The organism is Amycolatopsis heterodermiae (genome assembly GCF_034929455.1).
Classification (GTDB): Bacteria; Actinomycetota; Actinomycetes; order Mycobacteriales; family Pseudonocardiaceae; genus Amycolatopsis; species Amycolatopsis heterodermiae.
Genome location: NZ_JAYFSI010000025.1, coordinates 48765 through 67007 on the forward strand (window position 1 = coordinate 48765; position 18243 = coordinate 67007).

Below are 18243 nucleotides of genomic sequence, written 5' to 3' on the forward strand. Positions count from 1 at the left end.
CAACGGCCGGACCGGCAGTTCGGGCCAAGGCTCTGATCAGGCTTTTTGCCCGTAATTCCGGGGTCGTCACTTCAACCGTCGGAAGAGCCACCCGATCGGGTTATATTGACCCGTGGTTCGCCACCCGATGACCGATAACCTGGCGGGGCCGGCTGGGGTGGCGAAGTGAGGGGGCCGGGTGGTTTACGCGCTCGTGGTGGCGTGGCTGGTGCTCGCCGCGATCGTGGTGCTGACCTGGGGCCGCCTGGGCACCGATCGCGGCTGGCGCGGTGTGGTGCTCGCGCTCACACTCGGCCTTTCCCTGCTTCACCAACTGCTGTTCGCCACCGTCACCGAAGACGCGCTCGTTTCGTTCCGGTACGCGGTGAACATCGCCGACGGCAACGGGCCGGTCTTCAACCCCGGTGAACGCGTCGAGGGTTATACGAACTTCTTCTGGTTGGTGCTGATCGCCCTTCCGCGTGCCGCATTCGGCGCCGACGTGCAATCGACCGCCGTCGCGTTCGGGATTCTCTCGGCGCTCGGTTGCGTGTTGCTTTCCTACTTCCTCGCGAACCGGATTGTTGCCGCCGCCGCACCGGAGGGTGCCGAGCCGCGGCCGGCGATCGGCATCGCCGCCGCGGTGCTCACAGCGGCCGCCGGCGGGCTCGCCGTCTACGGGGCGTCCGGTTCCGAGGTGCCGCTGTTCGTGCTCCTCGTCCTCGCCGTCTGTTACTCGCTCGCGGCGCGCCGCCCGGTCGTGGCCGGAGTGCTCGTCGCGTTCGCCGTGATGACCAGCCCGGAAGGCCTGGTCGTCGGGGTGCTGGGCGGCCTGTGGCTGGCCGGCGCCGCCGTCAAGAAGCAGCACACCTGGTGGGCCCCGGCGGGCTACACGCTGGGCGCGCTGGTGTTCCTGATTCCCCGGCTGGCCTGGCGGCTGACCTTCTACCAGCACTACCTGCCCGCCCCGGTGGCCGCCAAGCTCGGTGGCCCGTTCGGCGCGCAGGTCGCCGGTGGCTGGCCCTACCTGTCCGGGTTCGCCTTGGCGCACCAGGGTTTCCTGCTGCTCGGCCTGGTCGCCGCCGTCGCGTTGCTGCTGCGTCGCTCGGCCGGCGCCGCGCTCGAATCCCGCGCCCTGATCTGGCTGCTGTTCGCCATGGCGGCCGGGCTCGCGGCCGCCGCCGTGGTGTCGGGCGGCGACGCCGGTCCGTCGTGGCGGCTGCTGGCCGCGGTGCCGCCGCTGCTCGCCGTGGGGTCCGTCGCGGCGTACGGCGTGCTGACGGCGGACGTCGAGGTGAAGCCGTCGCCGCGGCCGCGGGTATGGCCCACCGGCACGCGGCTGGTCCCAGTGACCGCCTGCGGCCTGGCCGGGATCGCCGTGCTCGTCTCGGTGTTCAGCCCCGACATGCTCGGCCGGGTGCGCGACTGGCACACCTACGGCACCCAGCTCACCGAGATCGGCGGCTGGCTCGGCACGTACCTGCCGCCGGGTTCGGTGGTCAGCGCCGCCGCCCCGGGCGCCCTGTCCGCCCGCGGCGGGCAGCTGCTCATCGTCGACGTCCTCGGCCGCACCGACGAGCACATCGCCCACGACGGGCGCCACGACGGAGGGTTCGCCACCGACTACGACTACGTCGTCAACAGCCGGCGCCCGACCGTCGCGGTCCCGGCCGACAGCGGTTACGCGGACAGCCAGCGCTGCACCATCGACCCGGTCTACGCGGGCCAGTACGAGGTCGCCACCTTCCGCCGCGTCGGCACGCCGTACTGGGTCGCCGTCTACCCGCGGACGGAGCAGGCGAGGATCGTGGTCGACGACCTCGACAAGGACCCGGACTTCCGCTACGTACCCTGTCCCACGTGAAACTCGACGTCCCGAAGCAGCGGCTGAGCACCGAAGCCGCGCTCGGGATCGGGGTCTTCGTGGCGGCGTTCGGCCTGTTCGTGGTGCGGTTCCTGGTGCCGCGCCCGATCGCGATGTCCAACAACGGCGACGGCCTGCGGGTGCTGTGCGGCGCCGGCATCACCTGGCACGGCGGGCCCGAGCCGTTCATCCACCTCGCCTACAGCGCCCCGCCCGGCGTGCCGCCGTGTCAGCCCACCTACCTGCTGACGCAGAGCTGGCTCGCCGATCTGGCCGTCCGGCTCGCCGGGGTCTTCGGGTTCCCCACGACGCTGAGCCTGGTCGTCCTGGGTCTGCTGAGCAGCCTGATCGCCGCTGCCGCCATCACCGCGATCGTGCTGGGCCTGCCGTACCGGCGCCGGGCGCGGCTGGCCGTGGCGGCCGGGTTGCTGCTGGTCGTCGCCGATTCGGCGGTCTTCGGGTACTTCGCGGCGGTGCTCGGCGAAGGCGCGGCCTTCCTCGGGCTGCTGCTGATCGCCGGTGGCCTGCTGCTCACCGCGCGCGAGGGCCGGTGGAGCTACGCCGGCATGGCCGTGACGCTCGCCGGCGGTGTCCTGGCCGTCAACGCCAAGGTCCAGACGCTGACCATCCTGCCGATCCTGGTGGTCGCGATCCTGCTGGTGCGGCCGGGCACGCTGCGCGGGGCCCGGCGGTGGGCCGCGGCCGTGCTGGCCATCGGCGCGCTCGGGGCCGTCACGCTGTACGCGCAGCAGACCGTCCAGCCCGCCGTCACGCCCGAAGGCACGCTCGCCGAGCTGCCCGGCGACGACTCGCGCGAGATCAACATGGTCAACTCGATCTTCCTGAACATCGTCGACGGCAAGCACGACACCCAGGCCGACCTCGCGGCGCTCGGCCTGCCGCCGTCGTTCGCGCAGTACGCGGGCAACGGCTGGTGGCACCCGCACCCGGTGCGGATCGACCCGCTCTACCCGCGCTACCGCGACAAGATGGACCGCGCGAACGTCATCGGCTACTTCGCGAGCCACCCCGGGCGGACGCTCGAGGTGCTGAACCGCGCCGCGACCGACCAGCTCACCGCCCGGCCGGACTACCTCGGCAGCTTCGACCAGTCGGCGGGCTTCGCGCCGCACGCGCAGGAGTATCGGGTGCCGGTCGTGTCGTCGCTGACCGGGCTGATCGCGCCGCTCGGGCTGTTCGCGCTGGTGCCGCTGTGGCTGCTGGTGCTGGCCAGGGCGTGGTGGCAGCGCCGGAGCGCGCTGGGCGTCGTGCTGGCGTTCCTGTTCACGGTCTCGGCGACGCAGTTCGGCCTGGCGGCGCTCGGCGACGGCATCGAAGGCGTCAAGCACCAGTCCGTCGCGCTGTTCGCGCTGCTGGTGGCCCTGGTGCTCGCGGTTCCCGTCCGGCGGGACGACGTGCGGCCGGTGTGAGCTTCGCCCGGTTTGTGTTCTTCCCCGCTGTACAGCCGTCCGTAACCTACGGTCCCGTAACCTGGCGAGATGGCTGACTTCGTGTACCCGCCCGTGATCGCGGCGGCCCGGACCATGTTCCGGGTACTGGACAACCGCATCCGGGTCGAGGGCGCGGAGCACATCCCGCGCACCGGCGGCGCGGTCATCGCGTGCAACCACGTGAGCTACCTGGACTTCATCTTCTGCGGCCTCGGCGGGCGCCCGGCCAAGCGGCTGACGCGCTTCATGGCGAAGCAGGAGATCTTCGACAACCGGATCGCCGGGCCGCTGATGCGCGGGATGCACCACATCCCCGTCGACCGCGCCGCCGGGCTCGCGTCCTACCGCGAGGCCCTCGCGAAGCTGAAGGACGGCGAGGTCGTCGGCGTCTTCCCGGAGGCCACGATCAGCCGGTCGTTCACCGTCAAGGAGATCAAGTCGGGCGCCGTCCGGATGGCCGCGGCGGCGGACGTCCCGGTCGTGCCGATGGCCCTGTGGGGCACCCAGCGGCTCTGGACGAAGGGCCGTCCGAAGGACCTGACCCGGCGGCACGTGCCGATCTCGATCCTCATCGGCGAGCCGATGCACCCGGCGAAGGGCGACGACTGGGACGTCGTGACGAAGGAGCTGCGCGACCGGATGAGCGCGCTCGTCGACCGCGCCCAGGCCGAGTACCCGGACCAGCCGGCCTCCGACGAGGAACGCTGGTGGCTGCCCGCCCACCTGGGCGGGACCGCGCCCACGCCGGAGGAAGCGGTCGAGCTCGACCGCCGCTCCTGACTCAGAACCAGCGTTCGAGCACCTGTGCGACGCCGTCGTCCCCGGCCGGCCCGGTGACCTCGTCGGCGACGTCGAGCACCTGCTGGTGGCCGTTCGCCATGGCCACGCCGTGGCCGGCCCAGCTGAGCATCTCGACGTCGTTGGGCATGTCGCCGAAGGCGATCACCCGGTCGGCCGGGACCTCGAAGCGCGCGGCGACGTCGGCGAGCCCGGTCGCCTTGGTGATGCCGTGCGCGGCGATCTCGACCAGCCCGCCCGACGACGAGTAGGTGACGTCGACGTCGCGGTCGAACAGCGAGTTCACCGCGCTCGCCATCTCTTCGGACGTCATGCCGCGGTGGCTGACCAGCAGCTTGATCGCCGGGTGCCCGAGCACCTCGGCGCGCGGGCCGGTGCGGCCTTCGCCGTCGCCCCACGGGTTGTGGTAGTCCGGCTCGATCACGAAGTTGCGCATGTCGTGGTCGACCGCGCCGGTGGCGACGCGCTCCGAGGCGAGCCGGCAGCCCGGGAGCGCCTTGTCCAGCGCGCTCGCGATGTCGTGCAGCAGGGCCGGTTCGAGCAGGCCGTGGACCTCGACGATCTCTTCGGCACCGCAGTCGTAGAGGACGGCGCCGTTGGCGCACACCGCGTACCCGGTCAGCTCGAGCGGCCGCGCGATCGGCGCGATCCAGCGCGGCGGCCGGCCGCTGGCCAGCACGAACGGCACGCCCGCGTCGACCACCCGGCGGACGGTCGCGATGGTGCGGGCGCTGAGGGATTCGGAGGGGCCGAGCAGGGTGCCGTCGACGTCGGACGCGATCAGAAGGGGTCTCTCCACCCCGCCATTGTCCCTGACACGTTCGGGTGGGGCCCCGCCCGTCCGTGCGATTGTCGGTGGGTGACGATAGCGTCCGGCAGTGTGCGAGTAGGCATCGTGATTCTTCCGGAAGATCGTTGGTGGGCGGCCGAGCCGAAGTGGCGGGCCGCCGAGGAATACGGCTTCGACCACGCCTGGACGTACGACCACCTGGGCTGGCGCAACCTGGTCGACGGCCCCTGGTTCTCCGCGGTCCCCACCCTGACCGCGGCGGCGATGGTGACGTCCCGTATCCGGCTCGGCACGTTCGTGGCCTCGCCGGTCGCGCGGCACCCCGTGCCGTTCATGCGTGAGCTGACCACCCTCGACGACGTCTCGGACGGCCGGTTCATCCTCGGCGTCGGGGCGGGCGTCACCCACCAGCACTACGACGGCGAGGTGCTCGACGCGCCGGAGCTGACGGCGAAGCAGCGCGCCGACCGCTTCACCGAGTTCGTCGAGGCGCTCGACGGGCTCCTGATGACCGACAAGTTCGACTTCGACGGCGAGTACTACAAGGCTCGCGGCGCCCGGAACCTACCGGGCACCGTCCAGCGGCCGCGGCTGCCCTTCGTGGTCGCGGCGAACGGCCCGCGCACGATGACCCTCGCGGCCCGTTTCGGCGCGGGCTGGGTGACCACCGGCAAGGGCGGCGAGACCGCCGACGACTGGTGGCGCGGCATCAAGGAACTCACCGAGGTCTTCGACCAGCGGCTCGACGCCGTCGGCCGCGAGCGGGCGGGCATCCAGCGCCACCTCAGCCTGGACGCGTGCCCGGTGTACTCGCTGAGCAGCGTGGAGGCCTTCCGCGACGCCGTGGGCCGCGCGGGCGAGCTGGGTTTCACCGACGTTATCTCGCATTGGCCGCGCTCGTCGTCGCCGTACGAGGGACACGAGTCGGTGCTGGAGCAGGTGGCGAACGACGTCCTGCCGAAGCTGAAGGACTAGGCCGAACGGGTGACATCTGCCTGGTCGGGAAACCGATTGCCGTCCCTGAGGCGTCCTTCACAGCAGACGTCAAGGATCACCCCGGGGGTGGTTGGGGGACGGGAGGCCCTCGTGGCCGCGGCACGGGGCGCCGCGGCCACGAGGGCTTTGTCTTGCGTCGAACCGGCTACTTGGTGATCCGGTAGATGACCGCGCCCGGGTTCCGGTAGACGACGGTCACGAAATCGAGCCCGTCCAGCTTCTGCAGGCCCGGCGCGATCGGCGTGTCCCGGCGGATGGTGCCGCTGCCGACCAGCACGTAGTGCACGTTCAGCTCCCGCGTCACCGCGCGGACCCGGGGGTCGGTGTCGTAGTCGCGGAAGTGCACCGCCATGTAGACGGCGTCGGGGTTCACCGCGCCGGCGTCGTAGTGGGCGGCCACCGGGTGCACGCCGGTCAGCGCGTACATCCAGGCGGTGCCGTCGAGGCGGTCGTTGAGCACCTTCTGGTCGCCGGGAATGCCCAGCTCGCCCAGGCGGTCCATCGCGTCGATCTCGTCCTGGCTGACCGGCGGGACCACCTCGCCGGGCAGGCCGTTGTAGTAGAGCAGCGAGACCGTCTTGGCGTTGGCCGCGCGGTAGAACCCGCCGGTCAGCACGCCCATCGCGACCACGATCAGCACCGCCGTCGCCAGCCCGACCCGGCCGGTCAGCCACGGCCGCGCGCGCACCCAGGCGCGTCCGGTCGCGACCTTCGCCAGCCACCGCTGGGCCTCGCTCATGCCGTGCGCCGCGATCAGGCACATCGGGATCGCCGCCAGCGCCATCAGCCGGAACCGGTCGTTCCACCAGGGCCGCGACAGCGAGATCACCCAGTCTTCGCCGCCGAAGCACGCGACGACGACGAACAACGCCGACAGGCCCAGCGCCGAGAGCATCACCCAGCGCATCCGCCGCAGCGCGACCAGCGTGAGCGCGCCGAGCGCCAGGAACACCGTGAGCCAGATCTGCGGCACCGGCAGCACCTGCTTGAACGTCGCCAGCATGGCCAGGGCCTTCCACACCGGCATGTGCGAGCCCCACGGGTGGTACGGGTACGACCCGGACGTGAAGGTGATCGCGCCCAGGATGTGCGGCGCGGCCAGCAGGCCGGCCCCCAGCATCACCGGGATCATCTTCAGCACGTCGCCGCCCACGACCCGCCAGGCGGCCTTGCCCTCGGGGACGCCGTCGACGCGACGGCCGCGCAGCGCCCGGTACCAGCGCTGCACCACCAGGGGCAACGCGAAGAGGATCGCGCCGAACAACGCGCTCGAGTGCGCCGCGAGCAGGCCCACCGCGCCCAGCGCCAGCACCGCGCCGGTGTCGACCCCCGGCCGGACCACGAACCGCTGCAGCGCGACCGCGGCCAGCGGCGTCAGGACGATGCCCAGCGCGAACGGCAGCAGCCCGCTCGACACCGACTCGTACGCGCCGGTCGTGGCGCCGCCGGCGACCAGCGCGGCGCAGCCCGCGAACACCGCGCGGCCGCCGAGCTGGCGGACCAGGGCGACCATGGCCAGGGCGAACAGCCCGGCGATCGGCATCGTGACCGCGTTGAGCGTCACCGGGATCGACGTCCCGGAGAGCTGGTAGACCAGGGCGCCGACCAGGTGGTAGGCGTTCGGGTAGAAGGAGCCGTCGGGGTACCAGTTCAGCGTGCCCATGCCGGTCAGCGAGCCGTCACCGGTCTCGGCGATGTACCGGATGCCGTTCGCGTGGAAGACGGTGTCCCAGCGCTGGAAGACGGCGGTCGTGCCGCCGCGGCCGGACACCACCACGGCGATCGACACCGCGGTCGCGATCCCGACGCAGGCGGCGACGGCCAGGTGCGCCCGGCGCGTCCACGGCTCCCGCGGCTCCTCGGCCCCCGGCGTCATCCACCCCCGGGCCACGGCCAGCCGGCGCAGGCCGTACAGCACGACGGCGAGCAGCAGGGTGCAGGCGGCGACGCTCAGCGGGCCGTACGGCACGTGCACGATCGCCAGCCAGGGCCCGGCCAGGCCGGTGATGGCGTAGCTGAGCAGCGGCGCGAGCCCCGCGAGGGCCCAGCCGCGCAGGCCGGCGGCCCACCCGACGACGCCGCCGGGGATCGCCAGCACGGCCACGTAGGTGGCCACCGCGGCGAAGTAGCTCCAGAAGTCCTCGGGTGCAGGCACTGCTTTCCAGGTGTGTCGTGGGCCGAAATGTGATAGTCGGGTGCGGGCCGGGTCAGCGGACTGCGTACCCTCGACGCCCGTGAGCGCGCACACGAACCCCGCCAAGATTACTGAAGCCGATTTCGCAGGTTACGACCTCGTCGTCGTCGGGTCCGGATTCTTCGGCCTGACCGTCGCCGAACGGGCCGCGGCCGAGCTGGGCAAGAAGGTCCTCATCCTCGAGCGGCGTAGCCACATCGGCGGCAACGCCTACTCCGAGGCCGAGCCCGAGACCGGGATCGAGGTGCACAAGTACGGTGCGCACCTGTTCCACACCTCGAACAAGCGCGTGTGGGAGTACGTGAACCGCTTCACCGAGTTCACGAACTACCAGCACCGCGTCTTCGCGCGGGTCAAGGACCAGGTCTACTCGTTCCCGATGAACCTGGCCCTGATCAACCAGTTCTTCGGCAAGTCCCACACCCCGGACGAGGCCCGCGAGCTGATCGCGAAGCAGTCGTCGGAGTTCGAGACCGGCGCCGCGCAGAACCTCGAGGAGAAGGCGATCTCGCTGGTCGGGCGCCCCCTCTACGAGGCGTTCATCCGCGGGTACACCGCGAAGCAGTGGGAGAACGACCCCAAGAACCTGGGCGAGAACATCATCACGCGCCTGCCGGTCCGGTACAACTTCGACAACCGGTACTTCAACGACAGCTACGAGGGCCTGCCCGTCAACGGGTACACCGCGTGGCTCGAGAAGATGGCCGAGCACGAGAACATCGAGATCCGGCTGAACGTCGACTACTTCGACGTCCGCGAGCACATCCCGGCGGGCACCCCGACCGTCTACACCGGGCCGCTGGACCGCTACTTCGACTACTCGGCGGGCCGGTTCACCTGGCGCACCGTCGACTTCGAGTCCGAGGTCGCCGAGACCGGTGACTTCCAGGGCACCTCGGTCGTCAACTACAACGACCAGGAAGTCCCGTACACCCGGATCATCGAGTTCCGGCACTTCCACCCGGAGCGCGACTACCCGAAGGACAAGACGGTCATCTTCCGGGAGTACTCGCGCTTCGCGAAGGAAGAGGACGAGCCGTACTACCCGATCAACACCCCGGAGAACCGCGAGAAGCTCGAGGCCTACCGCGAGCTGGCCAAGACCGAGGCGCGCGAGCGGAACGTGCTGTTCGGCGGCCGTCTCGGCACCTACAAGTACCTCGACATGCACATGGCGATCGGCTCGGCGCTCTCGGCGTTCGACAACAAGATCGCCCCGCACCTGACGGACGGCGCGCCGCTCGACGGGTCCCTCGATGCTTGAGAAGGGCGCCCCGGCGGGCGAGGTGGCGGTCCTGTCGAAGGCGCAGGGCTTTCTGAAGAGTGACATTTCGGTGAAAGCCGCGCGCGGCATGTCGCACTTCGGCGAGCACGCCATCGGCTGGTTCAGCATCGGCCTGATCGGGGCTGCGGTCGACAAGAAGCGGCGCAAGGACTGGCTGGTCGCGTCGGCGGGCGTCGTCGGCGCCCACGCCGCGTCCATCGCGGTGAAACGCGTGGTCAGGCGGCCGCGACCGGATCACCCGAGCGTCGAGGTCCTGGTCGGTACGCCGAGCAAGCTGAGCTTCCCGTCGTCGCACGCGACGTCCACTACGGCGGCGGCGGTGCTCTACTCCGGATTGACCGGGCGTAACCTGGTGCCCGCCCTGGTACCGCCGATGCTCGCCTCGCGGCTCGTGCTCGGCGTTCACTATCCGACAGACGTTCTGGCCGGTGCGGCCCTCGGGGGGCTCGTCGGTGGTCTGATACGACGGAAGCTGAAGAAGAACCCATGAGCGAGACGACCGAGCAGCGCGACAGCGACGAAGCGGCCGTGACTCCTGAGGCACCGGAGACCCCGGTGACTGAAGTGTCTTCGGAGACCACCACGGCGACCGCCGAACGTGGGCCGTTCGGCCTCGTCGGCGGCGTCATCAAGACGGCGCGGCCGCGCCAGTGGGTCAAGAACGTGCTGGTCTTCGCGGCCCCGTTCTTCGCCTTCTCGAAGTCGACCGACCGCACGGGCCTGCTGCTCGACGCGATCGTCGCCTTCGTGGCCTTTTCCCTGGTGGCGAGCTCGGTCTACCTCATCAACGACGCGGTCGACGTCGAGGCCGACAAGGCGCACCCGACCAAGCGGAACCGGCCGATCGCGGCCGGGATCGTGCCGGTACCCGTCGCGTACGGGTCGGCGGTCGTGTTCTTCCTGGCCGGTCTCGGCGTGTCGTTCGTCGCCAGCTGGCAGCTGGCGATCGTGCTGGGCGTCTACGAAGCCGTCCAGCTCGGTTACTGCTTCGGCCTCAAGCACCAGCCGGTGGTCGACCTCGCCATCGTCGGCTCGGGCTTCCTGATGCGCTCGATCGCCGGCGGTGTCGCGGGCGGGCTCGCCCTGTCCCAGTGGTTCCTGCTGGTCACGGCGTTCGGTTCGCTGTTCATGGTCGCCGGCAAGCGCTACGCGGAGATCATGCTGTTCGAGCGCACCGGGGCGAAGATCCGGTCGTCGCTGAAGAAGTACTCGGCCAGCTACCTGCGGTTCGTCTGGGCGACGTCGGCGGCGATCCTGATCATGTCCTACTGCCTGTGGGCGTTCGAGATCCGCCAGAGCGAGCACAACTCGGTCTGGGCGCTGATCTCGATGGTGCCGTTCGTGGTGGCGGTGCTGCGCTACGCGGTGGACGTCGACGGCGGCATCGCGGGCGAGCCCGAGGAGATCGCGCTCAAGGACCGCGTGCTCCAGGTGCTCGGCGCGACCTGGGTGGTCACGCTGTTCCTGTCGTTCTACCTGTGAGTTCCGGCGTGGCTTCTCATGGCGGATCGACAGGTTGGCTTCAGGTTCAGCACAGCTGACGGGGTCACCCTGAGGTGGTGGGGGCGGGCAGCGCGCTCGTCCCCGTAGACCACAGGAGCGACCATGACCGACCAGCCGCGCGACCCGAACCAGGTCCCGCCGAACGCGGGCGCGGAGCAACCGACCGCCGAACAGCCCACGGCCCAGGCCGGTGCGGCTGAGCAACCGACCACCGCCCAGCCGTCGGCGGGTGGGGCCGAGCAGCCGACCACCGCGCAACCCACCGCCGGGCAACCGGCGGAGCAACCCACCGCCGTGCAGCCGTCCGCCGCGCAGCCCGCGGCCGGGCAACCGACCACGGCGCTCCCGTCGGCCGGGGAACCCGCCGCACCGGGCCAGCCCGGTGCCGTCCCGGCGGCCGACCAGACCGCCGCGCACGGCCAGGCGGCCCCGCCCACCCCGCAGCTCTCCCAGCCCGGCCCTGGCCAGACCTACGGCGCTCCCGCCTACGGCGCCTGGGGTGCCCCAGCAGCGGCCGCACCACGCCAGCCGGGCGGGTTCCGGCGCTTCGTCGGGCACCGGGCCACCCAGCTGGTGGCCGTCGGCGTGCTAGGCCTGCTGATCGGCGGGGGCATCGTCGGCGGGATCGCGGCGGCCACGAACCACGGCCCCCGCGACGGCCGTCCGGGCATCCACCGCCAGTACAACGGCCCCGGCCCGGGCATGGACGGCCGCGGCGGCTTCGGCAACCGCGGCGGCGGCAACTCCGGCAACACCAACGGCGGCAACACCAACGGCGGCGCCGGAATTTGACCCATTCCAGAGTCGTCACTTTCGTAGGGAAAGTGACGGCTCTGGGGTCACTTGATACCGGTCAGATCACGGATGCGTCACGAGCAGGGTACGGTGCTTGTGATGCGAACCGCCTCCGCAGAACCCCGTGAGGCCACCGGTGCGCTGCCGGTGGCCGAGCCCGTCACCCGTCCGTGGGTCCTCCCGGCGGGTGCCGCGGTGGCCTCCGCCGTGGTGTTCGCCCTGGTCAGCCGCCATCTGATCGACGACACGTACATCACGCTGTCCTACGCCAAGAACCTCGCCTTCCACGCGCACTGGGGCCTGATCGAGCAGGGGACGGCGAACACCGCGACGTCCCCGCTGAACGTCCTGGTCCTCGGCGCGGTCACCTTCGTCGTCCGCGACGCCGTGCTGGCCGCCGGGATCGTCTTCGTCGCCACGCAGGTGGGGCTGGTGCTCGGCCTGCGCCGGCTGGCCGCCCGCACGGGCCTGCCGCCGTCGTTCGCGCCGCTGACGTTCGGCCTGCTGCTGGTCAACCCGCTGCTGCTGTCGTCGGTCGGCCTGGAGGTGGCGCTCGGCGCCACCGGCGTCGTCTGGGCGCTGGTCTACGCGGGGGAGCGCCTTCCCGGCCGCCTGGGGCTGGTGATCGGGCTGCTCGCGCTCGTCCGGATCGACCTGCTGCTGGTCGCCGCCGTGGTGTTCCTTGCCCGCCGTGAGTTCTGGGACGGCATCTGGCGGACGGCCTTCGGCGCCCTCGTGGTGACGCTGCCGTGGTTCGCCTTCAGCTGGCTGGTGCTCGGCTCGGCCGTGCCGGACACGCTGGTCATCAAGATCACCCAGCAGTCGTGGGGCCCGTTCAGCTTCACCAACGGCCCGCTCCTCTACTGGCGCAACTTCCCGGGCGCGGCCACGCTGTCGTTCCTGCCGCTGCTGCTCGGCGCCGTGGCCGGCGTGGCCTGGCTCGTCCAGCTCCGCCGCGGTTCGGCAACGGCTCGCCGCCTGACGCCGTTCGCCGTGCTCGCCATCGCGGGCGCGCTGCACTACCTCGCGTACAGCCAGCTCGGCGTTCCGCCGTACCACTGGTACTACGCGCCGAGCATCATCGGCGCGACGATCTTCCTGTCCGCCTGCGTCACGGCGGCCCCGGCGCGCGCGAAGCAAGCCGCGTGGACCGGCGCCGGCGCGGTGCTCGCGGCCAGCGTCGGGGTGTACGTCCTCCCGGGGATCCCGCGCCAGTTCGCGCCGATCACCAGCAACCACGCATCGACGACGGAGTACCGCGAGATCGGCCAGGAACTGGCGGCGATCGCCCACGGCCGCACCGTCGAGACGGCCGGCGAGGTCGGCGCGCTCGCGTACGCGTGCGACTGCGAGCTGGTGGACGAGTTCTCCGACCGCGGCGCGGTCGACCCGGCGATCACCGAGACGAAGCGCCGCAGCGGCGAGCTCGGTCGGGCGCTGCTCGAAGCCAACTTCCACAACTTCGACCACAGCGTCGCGCCGATCAGCCCGGACCTGGTCCTGGCGACGACCCGCCGCACCCCGCCCCTGACGGCCCTGGTGAGCTGGCGCATCGACTCGCCGTGGATGGGCACGCAGAACCTCTACCTGATGCCCGCGCACGCCGCCGGGAACTGACTCAGCTCCGCAGGGCCGTGACGTCCAGCGTCAGCGTGAACTCGCGCCCGCCCAGCCGCTTCCCGTACGTCATCCCGAACGCGAAGCGGTCGACGACGGTCGCCGCGCGGGCGGTGAAGCCGTCCGGCATCAGCGTGACCGCGTCGATCGCGCACTGGACGCGGCCCGCCGTCCCGCGGACCGTCACGACGCCGTCCAGCAGCCACTGCGCCCCGTCCTGACGCGGGCGGCCCTCGGTGAACGTGATCAGCGGGTGCTCGCGGCCGTGCAGGAACCGGCGGGACTGCAGTTCGGTGTCACGCAGCCGGTCGCCGGTCGACAGGCCTGTCGCGTCTATCTCCGCCGTCACCAGCGACGCCGTCACCGGGTCGCCGACGAGCACCGTGCCGCCGCGCAGCGGGAACTCGCCGTCCACGGTCGACATGCCGAACAGGTGCGTGCCGGACACGCCGACCCGGCACCGCGCCGGGTCCAGCCGGTACTCGCCGGGCGGCGGGATCTCGATCATCGGCGCGCCCACATCCGGTTCATCGTGCCCTCCCGCGCGAGCAGCACCTGGGTGACCACCTGGAGCACCACGAAACTCGCGATCGACAGCACCGTATCGAGCCCGGGCACGCTGTCCACCGGGAACGTGTACGCCAGCGCCACGCTCAGCCCGCTGTGCACCAGCCCGCCGACGCCCCAGACCACCGTCAGCACCCGCCAGACCCGGCGGAACGACGGCGTGTCCGCCCACCGCGCCTCCAGCGCCTCGGCGCGGTGCGGCACCAGCGCCAGCGTGGCCTGGTAGGTCGTCGGACGGCGGCCGATCCACAGGCTCGCCAGCATCCAGACGCCGATCAGGATGCTGAACCAGGCGCTGCGGACCAGCTGCAGCCGCGCGTCGCCGGTCAGCAGCGACGTCACCAGCCCGATCCCGACGATGAACAGCACGAACAGGCCCATGCCGTCGACCCGCCGGTGCCGCAGCGCCAGGTACAGCACGCGCAGCGCGGGCGGCAGGCCGCTGAACGTCAGGGCCCAGATCGGCGCGACGTCGAAGGCCCGCAGCAGGTAGTACCCGCCGACCGGCGCGGCGATGTCGCAGAGCAGCGCGACGAGCGATTTCCCCATGCCCCGAGCCTCGCGGCCGGGAGGGGCCCGAGCCATCGTCGACCTGGCTCCTACGCATCCACCGTCCGGTTGATGCCGGCCATCAACCGCTTCCGGGTGAGCTTCATCCCGAGCAGCAGGCAGCCGACGGTCAGCGCGGTGTCGAGGAACGGCACGACGTCGACCGGCAGGGTGAACGCCATCAGCACGACGGCGCAGCCCAGCAGCACGCCGCCCACGCCCCACCAGAGGGTCATCGTGCGCCACGGCCGCCGGAAGTCTTCGCCGGCGGCCCATCCGGCTTCGAGTTCGGCGGCGCGGGCCGGCTGGAGCGTGCCGATCGCCCGGAACAGGAACGGCCGCCGTCCGACGACCAGGCTCCCCAGCATCAGCCCGCCCAGCAGCAGCCCGACCCAGGCGCTGCGGACCAGCAGCAGCCGCGGGTCGCCGGAGATCAGCGCCACCGCGCCGTTGACCACGAGCACGGCCAGCACGAACGCGCCGATCGCGTCGATCCGCCGGTGCCGCACCAGGACGTAGCCGGAGCGGATCGCCGGCGGCAGCGCGCTGACCAGCAGCGCCCACAGTGCGTCGACGTCGAAGGAGCGCAGGACGTAGAACAGGGCCATCGGGAGGGCGACGTCGCGCAGGAGCATCGTCAGCCTGGCGCGGTCACTCGAGGTGTTCGTCATGACGAGAAGTCTGTTTCGACGGCCGCCACGACACCTCGGCTCACGGGTCGGGCCCGGATGGAAATCCGGGCTCCACCCGCGGGTGGAGACCCCAGTAGAGATCTCAGATGGGGAGCTTGCGGAAGATCGGCCGCGGGACGTGCCGCAGCGCCGACATCACCAGCCGGAACGGCGCGGGCGCCCACACCAGGTCCTTGCCGGCCCGAGCGGCCGACACGGCGATGTCGGCGACCTGCTCGGCCGTCTGCGCCAGCGGGGCGTCCTTCATGCCCTCGGTCATCTTGGTCTTGACGTGCCCCGGGCGGACGACGGTCACCTTCACGCCGTGCGGCGCGAGGGCTTCGCCGAGGCCCAGGTAGAAGCCGTCGAAGCCGGCCTTGGTCGAGCCGTAGACGAAGTTGGAGCGCCGGACGCGCTCGCCGGCCACCGACGACAGCGCGATCACCGTGCCGTGGCCCTGGGCCTTGAGCTTCTCCGACAGCGCGACGCCGACCGACACCGCGGCCGAGTAGTTCACGGTCGCCAGCTCGACGGCCTTGGCGTGGTCCTGCCAGAGCTCCTCGGCGTCGCCGAGGAGGCCGAACGCCACGACCGCGACGTCGACGTCGCCGCCCTCGAACGCCTTGTCCAGCACGCCGGGGTGCGACGCCAGGTCCTTCGCGTCGAAGTCGACGGTCGCGACCTCGGCGCCCTTGTCCTTCAGGCGCTGCGCGGCCGCGTCCAGCCGCGGCGACGGGCGCGCCGCGAGCACGACCCGCAGCGGCTTCTCGGCGAGGTACTTCTCGGCGATCGCCAGTGCGATGTCGGACGTGCCGCCGAGCAGCAGCAGGGACTGGGGGTTGCCAACGGCGTCGATCACAGTGCGAGCCTCCGGCTCATGTCAGAGGCGAAAACGCCTTCGGGGTCAACGGCGGCGCGGACCTTGCGCCACTCTTCGAGCCGCGGGTACATCTTCGCGAACGTCTCGGGCGAGGTGCGCGAGTCCTTCGCGGTGTACAGCCGCCCGCCGAGTTCGAGGACGTCGTCGTCGAGCTCCTGGCAGAACCGGCCGAGCCCGTCCTTGATCGGGAAGTCGACGCAGACCATCCAGCCGGGGTGCGGGAACGACAGCGGCGCCGCGTTGCCCTCACCCATCCGCTTGAACACGTTGAGGAAGGAGACGTGCCCCGACTCGGCGATCTTCTTGACGATCTTCCGCAGCGGCTCGGCCGCGCCCAGCGGCGTCGAGAACTGGTACTGCAGGAAACCCTTGGAACCGTAGGCCCGGTTCCACTCGCCGAACATGTCCAGCGGGTGGTAGAAGGCGGTCAGGTTCTGGATGACGCCGCGGGCATCCTTCGGCGTCTTCCGGTAGTACAGCTCGCCGATCGTGCCGAAGGTCAGCTTGTTCGCCAGGCCGTTCGGGAAGACGTCCGGCAGCGTCGCGAGCTGCGGAGCGTCGAACTTCAGCGGGTTCGCGCGCAGCTTCGGCGGCAGTTCGTCGAGCTTGGCGAGCGAGCCGCGGCCGAAAGCGGCCCGGCCCAGCTTCGAGCCGGTGGAGATCGTGTCGAACCACGCCGAGGAGTACGTGTACTTGTCGTCGGAGCCGTTGCTGACCAGCTCCAGCGTCTCGTCGAGGTTGTTCGTGCGCTCGTTGTCGGCGAGGAAGTACGCCGTCTCCGTCTTGGTCATCCGGATCGTGGCCCGGACGATGATCCCGGTCAGGCCGATGCCCGCCACGGTCGCCCAGAACAGCTCGGCGTCCGGGCCGTCGGGCGTCAGCGTGCGGACCTTGCCGTCCGCGGTGATCAGGTCCATCGACACGACGTGGTTGCCGAAGCTGCCCGCGCTGTGGTGGTTCTTGCCGTGGATGTCGTTGGCGATCGCGCCGCCGATCGTCACCTGGCGCGTGCCCGGCAGCACCGGGACCCACAGGCCGTACGGCAGCGCCTCGCGCATCAGCTGGTCCAGGCTCACCCCCGCGTCGAGGTCGACGAGCGCGCTGTCCGGGTCGATCGAGTGGATCCGGTTCAGCGCCGTCATGTCGACGACCAGGCCGCCCGCGTTCTGCGCCGGGTCGCCGTAGGAGCGGCCGAGCCCGCGGGCGATGACACCGCGTTCACCGGCCTGCGTCACGGCGCGGGCGATGGTTTCGACGTCTGCGGTGCTCAGCACGTCGGCGGTGGTCGGTGCCGTCCGCGCCCAGCCCGTGAGCGTGCGACGCTGTGTGTCGGGTGCTTGGGTCACCCGACCAGGGTAGCCACGCCGAACGACGCCCGGAACGTGACCCTGAAGTGCTCGCTTCTACACTTTGCGCATCAAGGCACAAGCGCCCGCGCGGGTGACCATGACTCAGGCAACGAGGTAAAGCAGTGGTGGCGACCGATCCGCAAGCCGACATCGCAGCTGCTCAGCCGTCCAACATCGGACTGCTCGGGCAGCTGATTCGCTTCGCCCTGATCGGTGGCTTCTGCGCCCTGGTCGACCTGGGCACGTACACGCTGCTCACCCAGGTGGCCGGGATGGCCACTTCACCGTGGGTCGACGTCGCGCGCGCTATCAGTTTCATCGTGGGCACGACCACGGCGTTCTTCCTGAACCGCAAGTTCACCTTCTCCGGCGGACGGCGCGACGGCAAGGCGCAGGTCGGCTCGTTCGTCCTGCTCTACACCGTGACGTTCTTCGTCGCGGTCGGGGTGAACCAGCTCATGCTGCAGGTGCTGCCGGAGTCCGCGTGGCAGCACACCCTGTGCTGGGCCGTGTCGCAGGCGACTGCCACGGTGATCAATTTCGTGATGCTCAAGTGGGTCGTGTTCCGCGAGCCGTCGACCAAGGAGAACTGAGGAACTTCATGCCCGGTAAAACAGCTACCCCGGCGCCGACCACCCAAGCCGGCGCGGCCGCCGAGACGCGGTTCACCGAGCACGCTCCGCAGGGTCGCCTGACGGCGCAGCGCGGCCTGTACGCCGGCCCCGCGCCGATCGTGAGCAAGGACCTCTACGCGGAGCTCGAGTGGGGCTCGGCCGTGCGCGAGCGTGCGGCGATCAGCCTCGAGCCGGCCTCCAAGGTCTCGGGCAACACGTACTTCGGGCGTTTTCCGGCGTCGTACTGGCAGCGGTGGACCACCGTGACCGAGGTGTCGGTCGAGGCCGTCGTGACCGGGACCGGGCTGCTGTCGATGGGTGCCTCCGACGTCGAAGGTGAA

General features: G+C 71.0%; 17 protein-coding genes and 1 pseudogene. 11 read left to right on the forward strand and 7 right to left on the reverse strand.

The window, feature by feature from the left end; genetic code table 11:
- Positions 1–178: 178 nt before the first annotated feature.
- From VA596_RS49435 to VA596_RS49445, 3 genes are all read left to right on the forward strand, one after another.
- Positions 179–1843 carry a hypothetical protein gene (locus tag VA596_RS49435; protein ID WP_323337761.1) on the forward strand — a complete coding sequence of 555 codons (1665 nt, stop codon included), beginning with the start codon at positions 179–181 and terminating at the stop codon, positions 1841–1843.
- Complete coding sequence (gene wsfD / locus VA596_RS49440) at positions 1840–3273, forward strand: glycan biosynthesis hexose transferase WsfD (RefSeq protein WP_323337762.1); 1434 nt, start codon at positions 1840–1842, stop codon at positions 3271–3273. The genes VA596_RS49435 and wsfD overlap by 4 nt, the downstream gene beginning before the upstream one ends.
- Positions 3274–3342: 69 nt before the next feature.
- Positions 3343–4074 (forward strand): lysophospholipid acyltransferase family protein, encoded by a 732-nt coding sequence (locus tag VA596_RS49445; protein WP_323337763.1) that lies wholly within the window; start codon positions 3343–3345, stop codon positions 4072–4074.
- Position 4075: 1 nt separating this feature from the next.
- Here VA596_RS49445 and VA596_RS49450 read toward each other — a convergent pair whose 3' ends face one another.
- Positions 4076–4876 (reverse strand): HAD family hydrolase, encoded by an 801-nt coding sequence (locus VA596_RS49450; RefSeq protein ID WP_323337778.1) that lies wholly within the window; start codon positions 4874–4876, stop codon positions 4076–4078.
- Between the two features lie 96 nt (positions 4877–4972).
- Between VA596_RS49450 and VA596_RS49455 the strand changes: the two genes are divergently transcribed.
- Positions 4973–5857 (forward strand): LLM class flavin-dependent oxidoreductase, encoded by an 885-nt coding sequence (locus VA596_RS49455; RefSeq protein ID WP_323337764.1) that lies wholly within the window; start codon positions 4973–4975, stop codon positions 5855–5857.
- A gap of 166 nt (positions 5858–6023) precedes the next feature.
- On the opposite strand, the gene VA596_RS49460 is transcribed toward VA596_RS49455, so the two are convergent.
- Complete coding sequence (locus VA596_RS49460) at positions 6024–8033, reverse strand: DUF6541 family protein (protein ID WP_323337765.1); 2010 nt, start codon at positions 8031–8033, stop codon at positions 6024–6026.
- Positions 8034–8112: 79 nt separating this feature from the next.
- On the opposite strand from VA596_RS49460, the gene glf reads away from it, so the two are divergent.
- The 5 genes from glf to VA596_RS49485 all read left to right on the forward strand — a co-directional run bounded on the left by glf (position 8113) and on the right by VA596_RS49485 (position 13272).
- Positions 8113–9336 carry a UDP-galactopyranose mutase gene (gene glf, locus VA596_RS49465; RefSeq protein WP_323337766.1) on the forward strand — a complete coding sequence of 408 codons (1224 nt, stop codon included), beginning with the start codon at positions 8113–8115 and terminating at the stop codon, positions 9334–9336.
- Positions 9329–9847 (forward strand): phosphatase PAP2 family protein, encoded by a 519-nt coding sequence (locus VA596_RS49470; protein ID WP_323337767.1) that lies wholly within the window; start codon positions 9329–9331, stop codon positions 9845–9847. The genes glf and VA596_RS49470 overlap by 8 nt, the downstream gene beginning before the upstream one ends.
- Complete coding sequence (locus VA596_RS49475; protein WP_323337768.1) at positions 9844–10839, forward strand: decaprenyl-phosphate phosphoribosyltransferase; 996 nt, start codon at positions 9844–9846, stop codon at positions 10837–10839. The genes VA596_RS49470 and VA596_RS49475 overlap by 4 nt, the downstream gene beginning before the upstream one ends.
- Positions 10840–10962: 123 nt before the next feature.
- Positions 10963–11652: a hypothetical protein gene (locus tag VA596_RS49480; protein ID WP_323337769.1), complete on the forward strand. Its 690-nt coding sequence runs from the start codon at positions 10963–10965 to the stop codon at positions 11650–11652.
- Positions 11653–11754: 102 nt separating this feature from the next.
- A complete protein-coding gene (locus VA596_RS49485; RefSeq protein ID WP_323337770.1) occupies positions 11755–13272 on the forward strand; it encodes a YjgN family protein in 1518 nt (505 codons plus the stop codon).
- Between the two features lies 1 nt (position 13273).
- Here VA596_RS49485 and VA596_RS49490 read toward each other — a convergent pair whose 3' ends face one another.
- From VA596_RS49490 to VA596_RS49510, 5 genes are all read right to left on the reverse strand, one after another.
- Complete coding sequence (locus VA596_RS49490; protein WP_323337771.1) at positions 13274–13780, reverse strand: YceI family protein; 507 nt, start codon at positions 13778–13780, stop codon at positions 13274–13276.
- The gene (locus VA596_RS49495; protein ID WP_323337772.1) at positions 13777–14388 is read right to left on the reverse strand and encodes a VC0807 family protein; all 612 of its coding nucleotides are present in this window, start codon (positions 14386–14388) and stop codon (positions 13777–13779) included. The genes VA596_RS49490 and VA596_RS49495 overlap by 4 nt, the downstream gene beginning before the upstream one ends.
- A 50-nt stretch (positions 14389–14438) precedes the next feature.
- Positions 14439–15059: a VC0807 family protein gene (locus tag VA596_RS49500; RefSeq protein WP_323337773.1), complete on the reverse strand. Its 621-nt coding sequence runs from the start codon at positions 15057–15059 to the stop codon at positions 14439–14441.
- A 103-nt stretch (positions 15060–15162) separates the two neighbouring features.
- A complete protein-coding gene (locus tag VA596_RS49505) occupies positions 15163–15918 on the reverse strand; it encodes a decaprenylphospho-beta-D-erythro-pentofuranosid-2-ulose 2-reductase (RefSeq protein WP_323337774.1) in 756 nt (251 codons plus the stop codon).
- Positions 15915–17285, reverse strand: a complete 1371-nt coding sequence (locus VA596_RS49510; protein WP_323337775.1) for an FAD-binding oxidoreductase — start codon at positions 17283–17285, stop codon at positions 15915–15917. Before VA596_RS49510 ends, VA596_RS49505 begins: the two co-directional genes overlap by 4 nt.
- A 125-nt stretch (positions 17286–17410) precedes the next feature.
- On the opposite strand from VA596_RS49510, the gene VA596_RS49515 reads away from it, so the two are divergent.
- Both VA596_RS49515 and VA596_RS49520 read left to right on the forward strand, forming a co-directional pair.
- Complete coding sequence (locus VA596_RS49515; RefSeq protein WP_290061662.1) at positions 17411–17881, forward strand: GtrA family protein; 471 nt, start codon at positions 17411–17413, stop codon at positions 17879–17881.
- 8 nt (positions 17882–17889) lie between these two features.
- Positions 17890–18243 (forward strand): annotated as a pseudogene (locus tag VA596_RS49520) (glycosyltransferase); the annotation flags it as partial.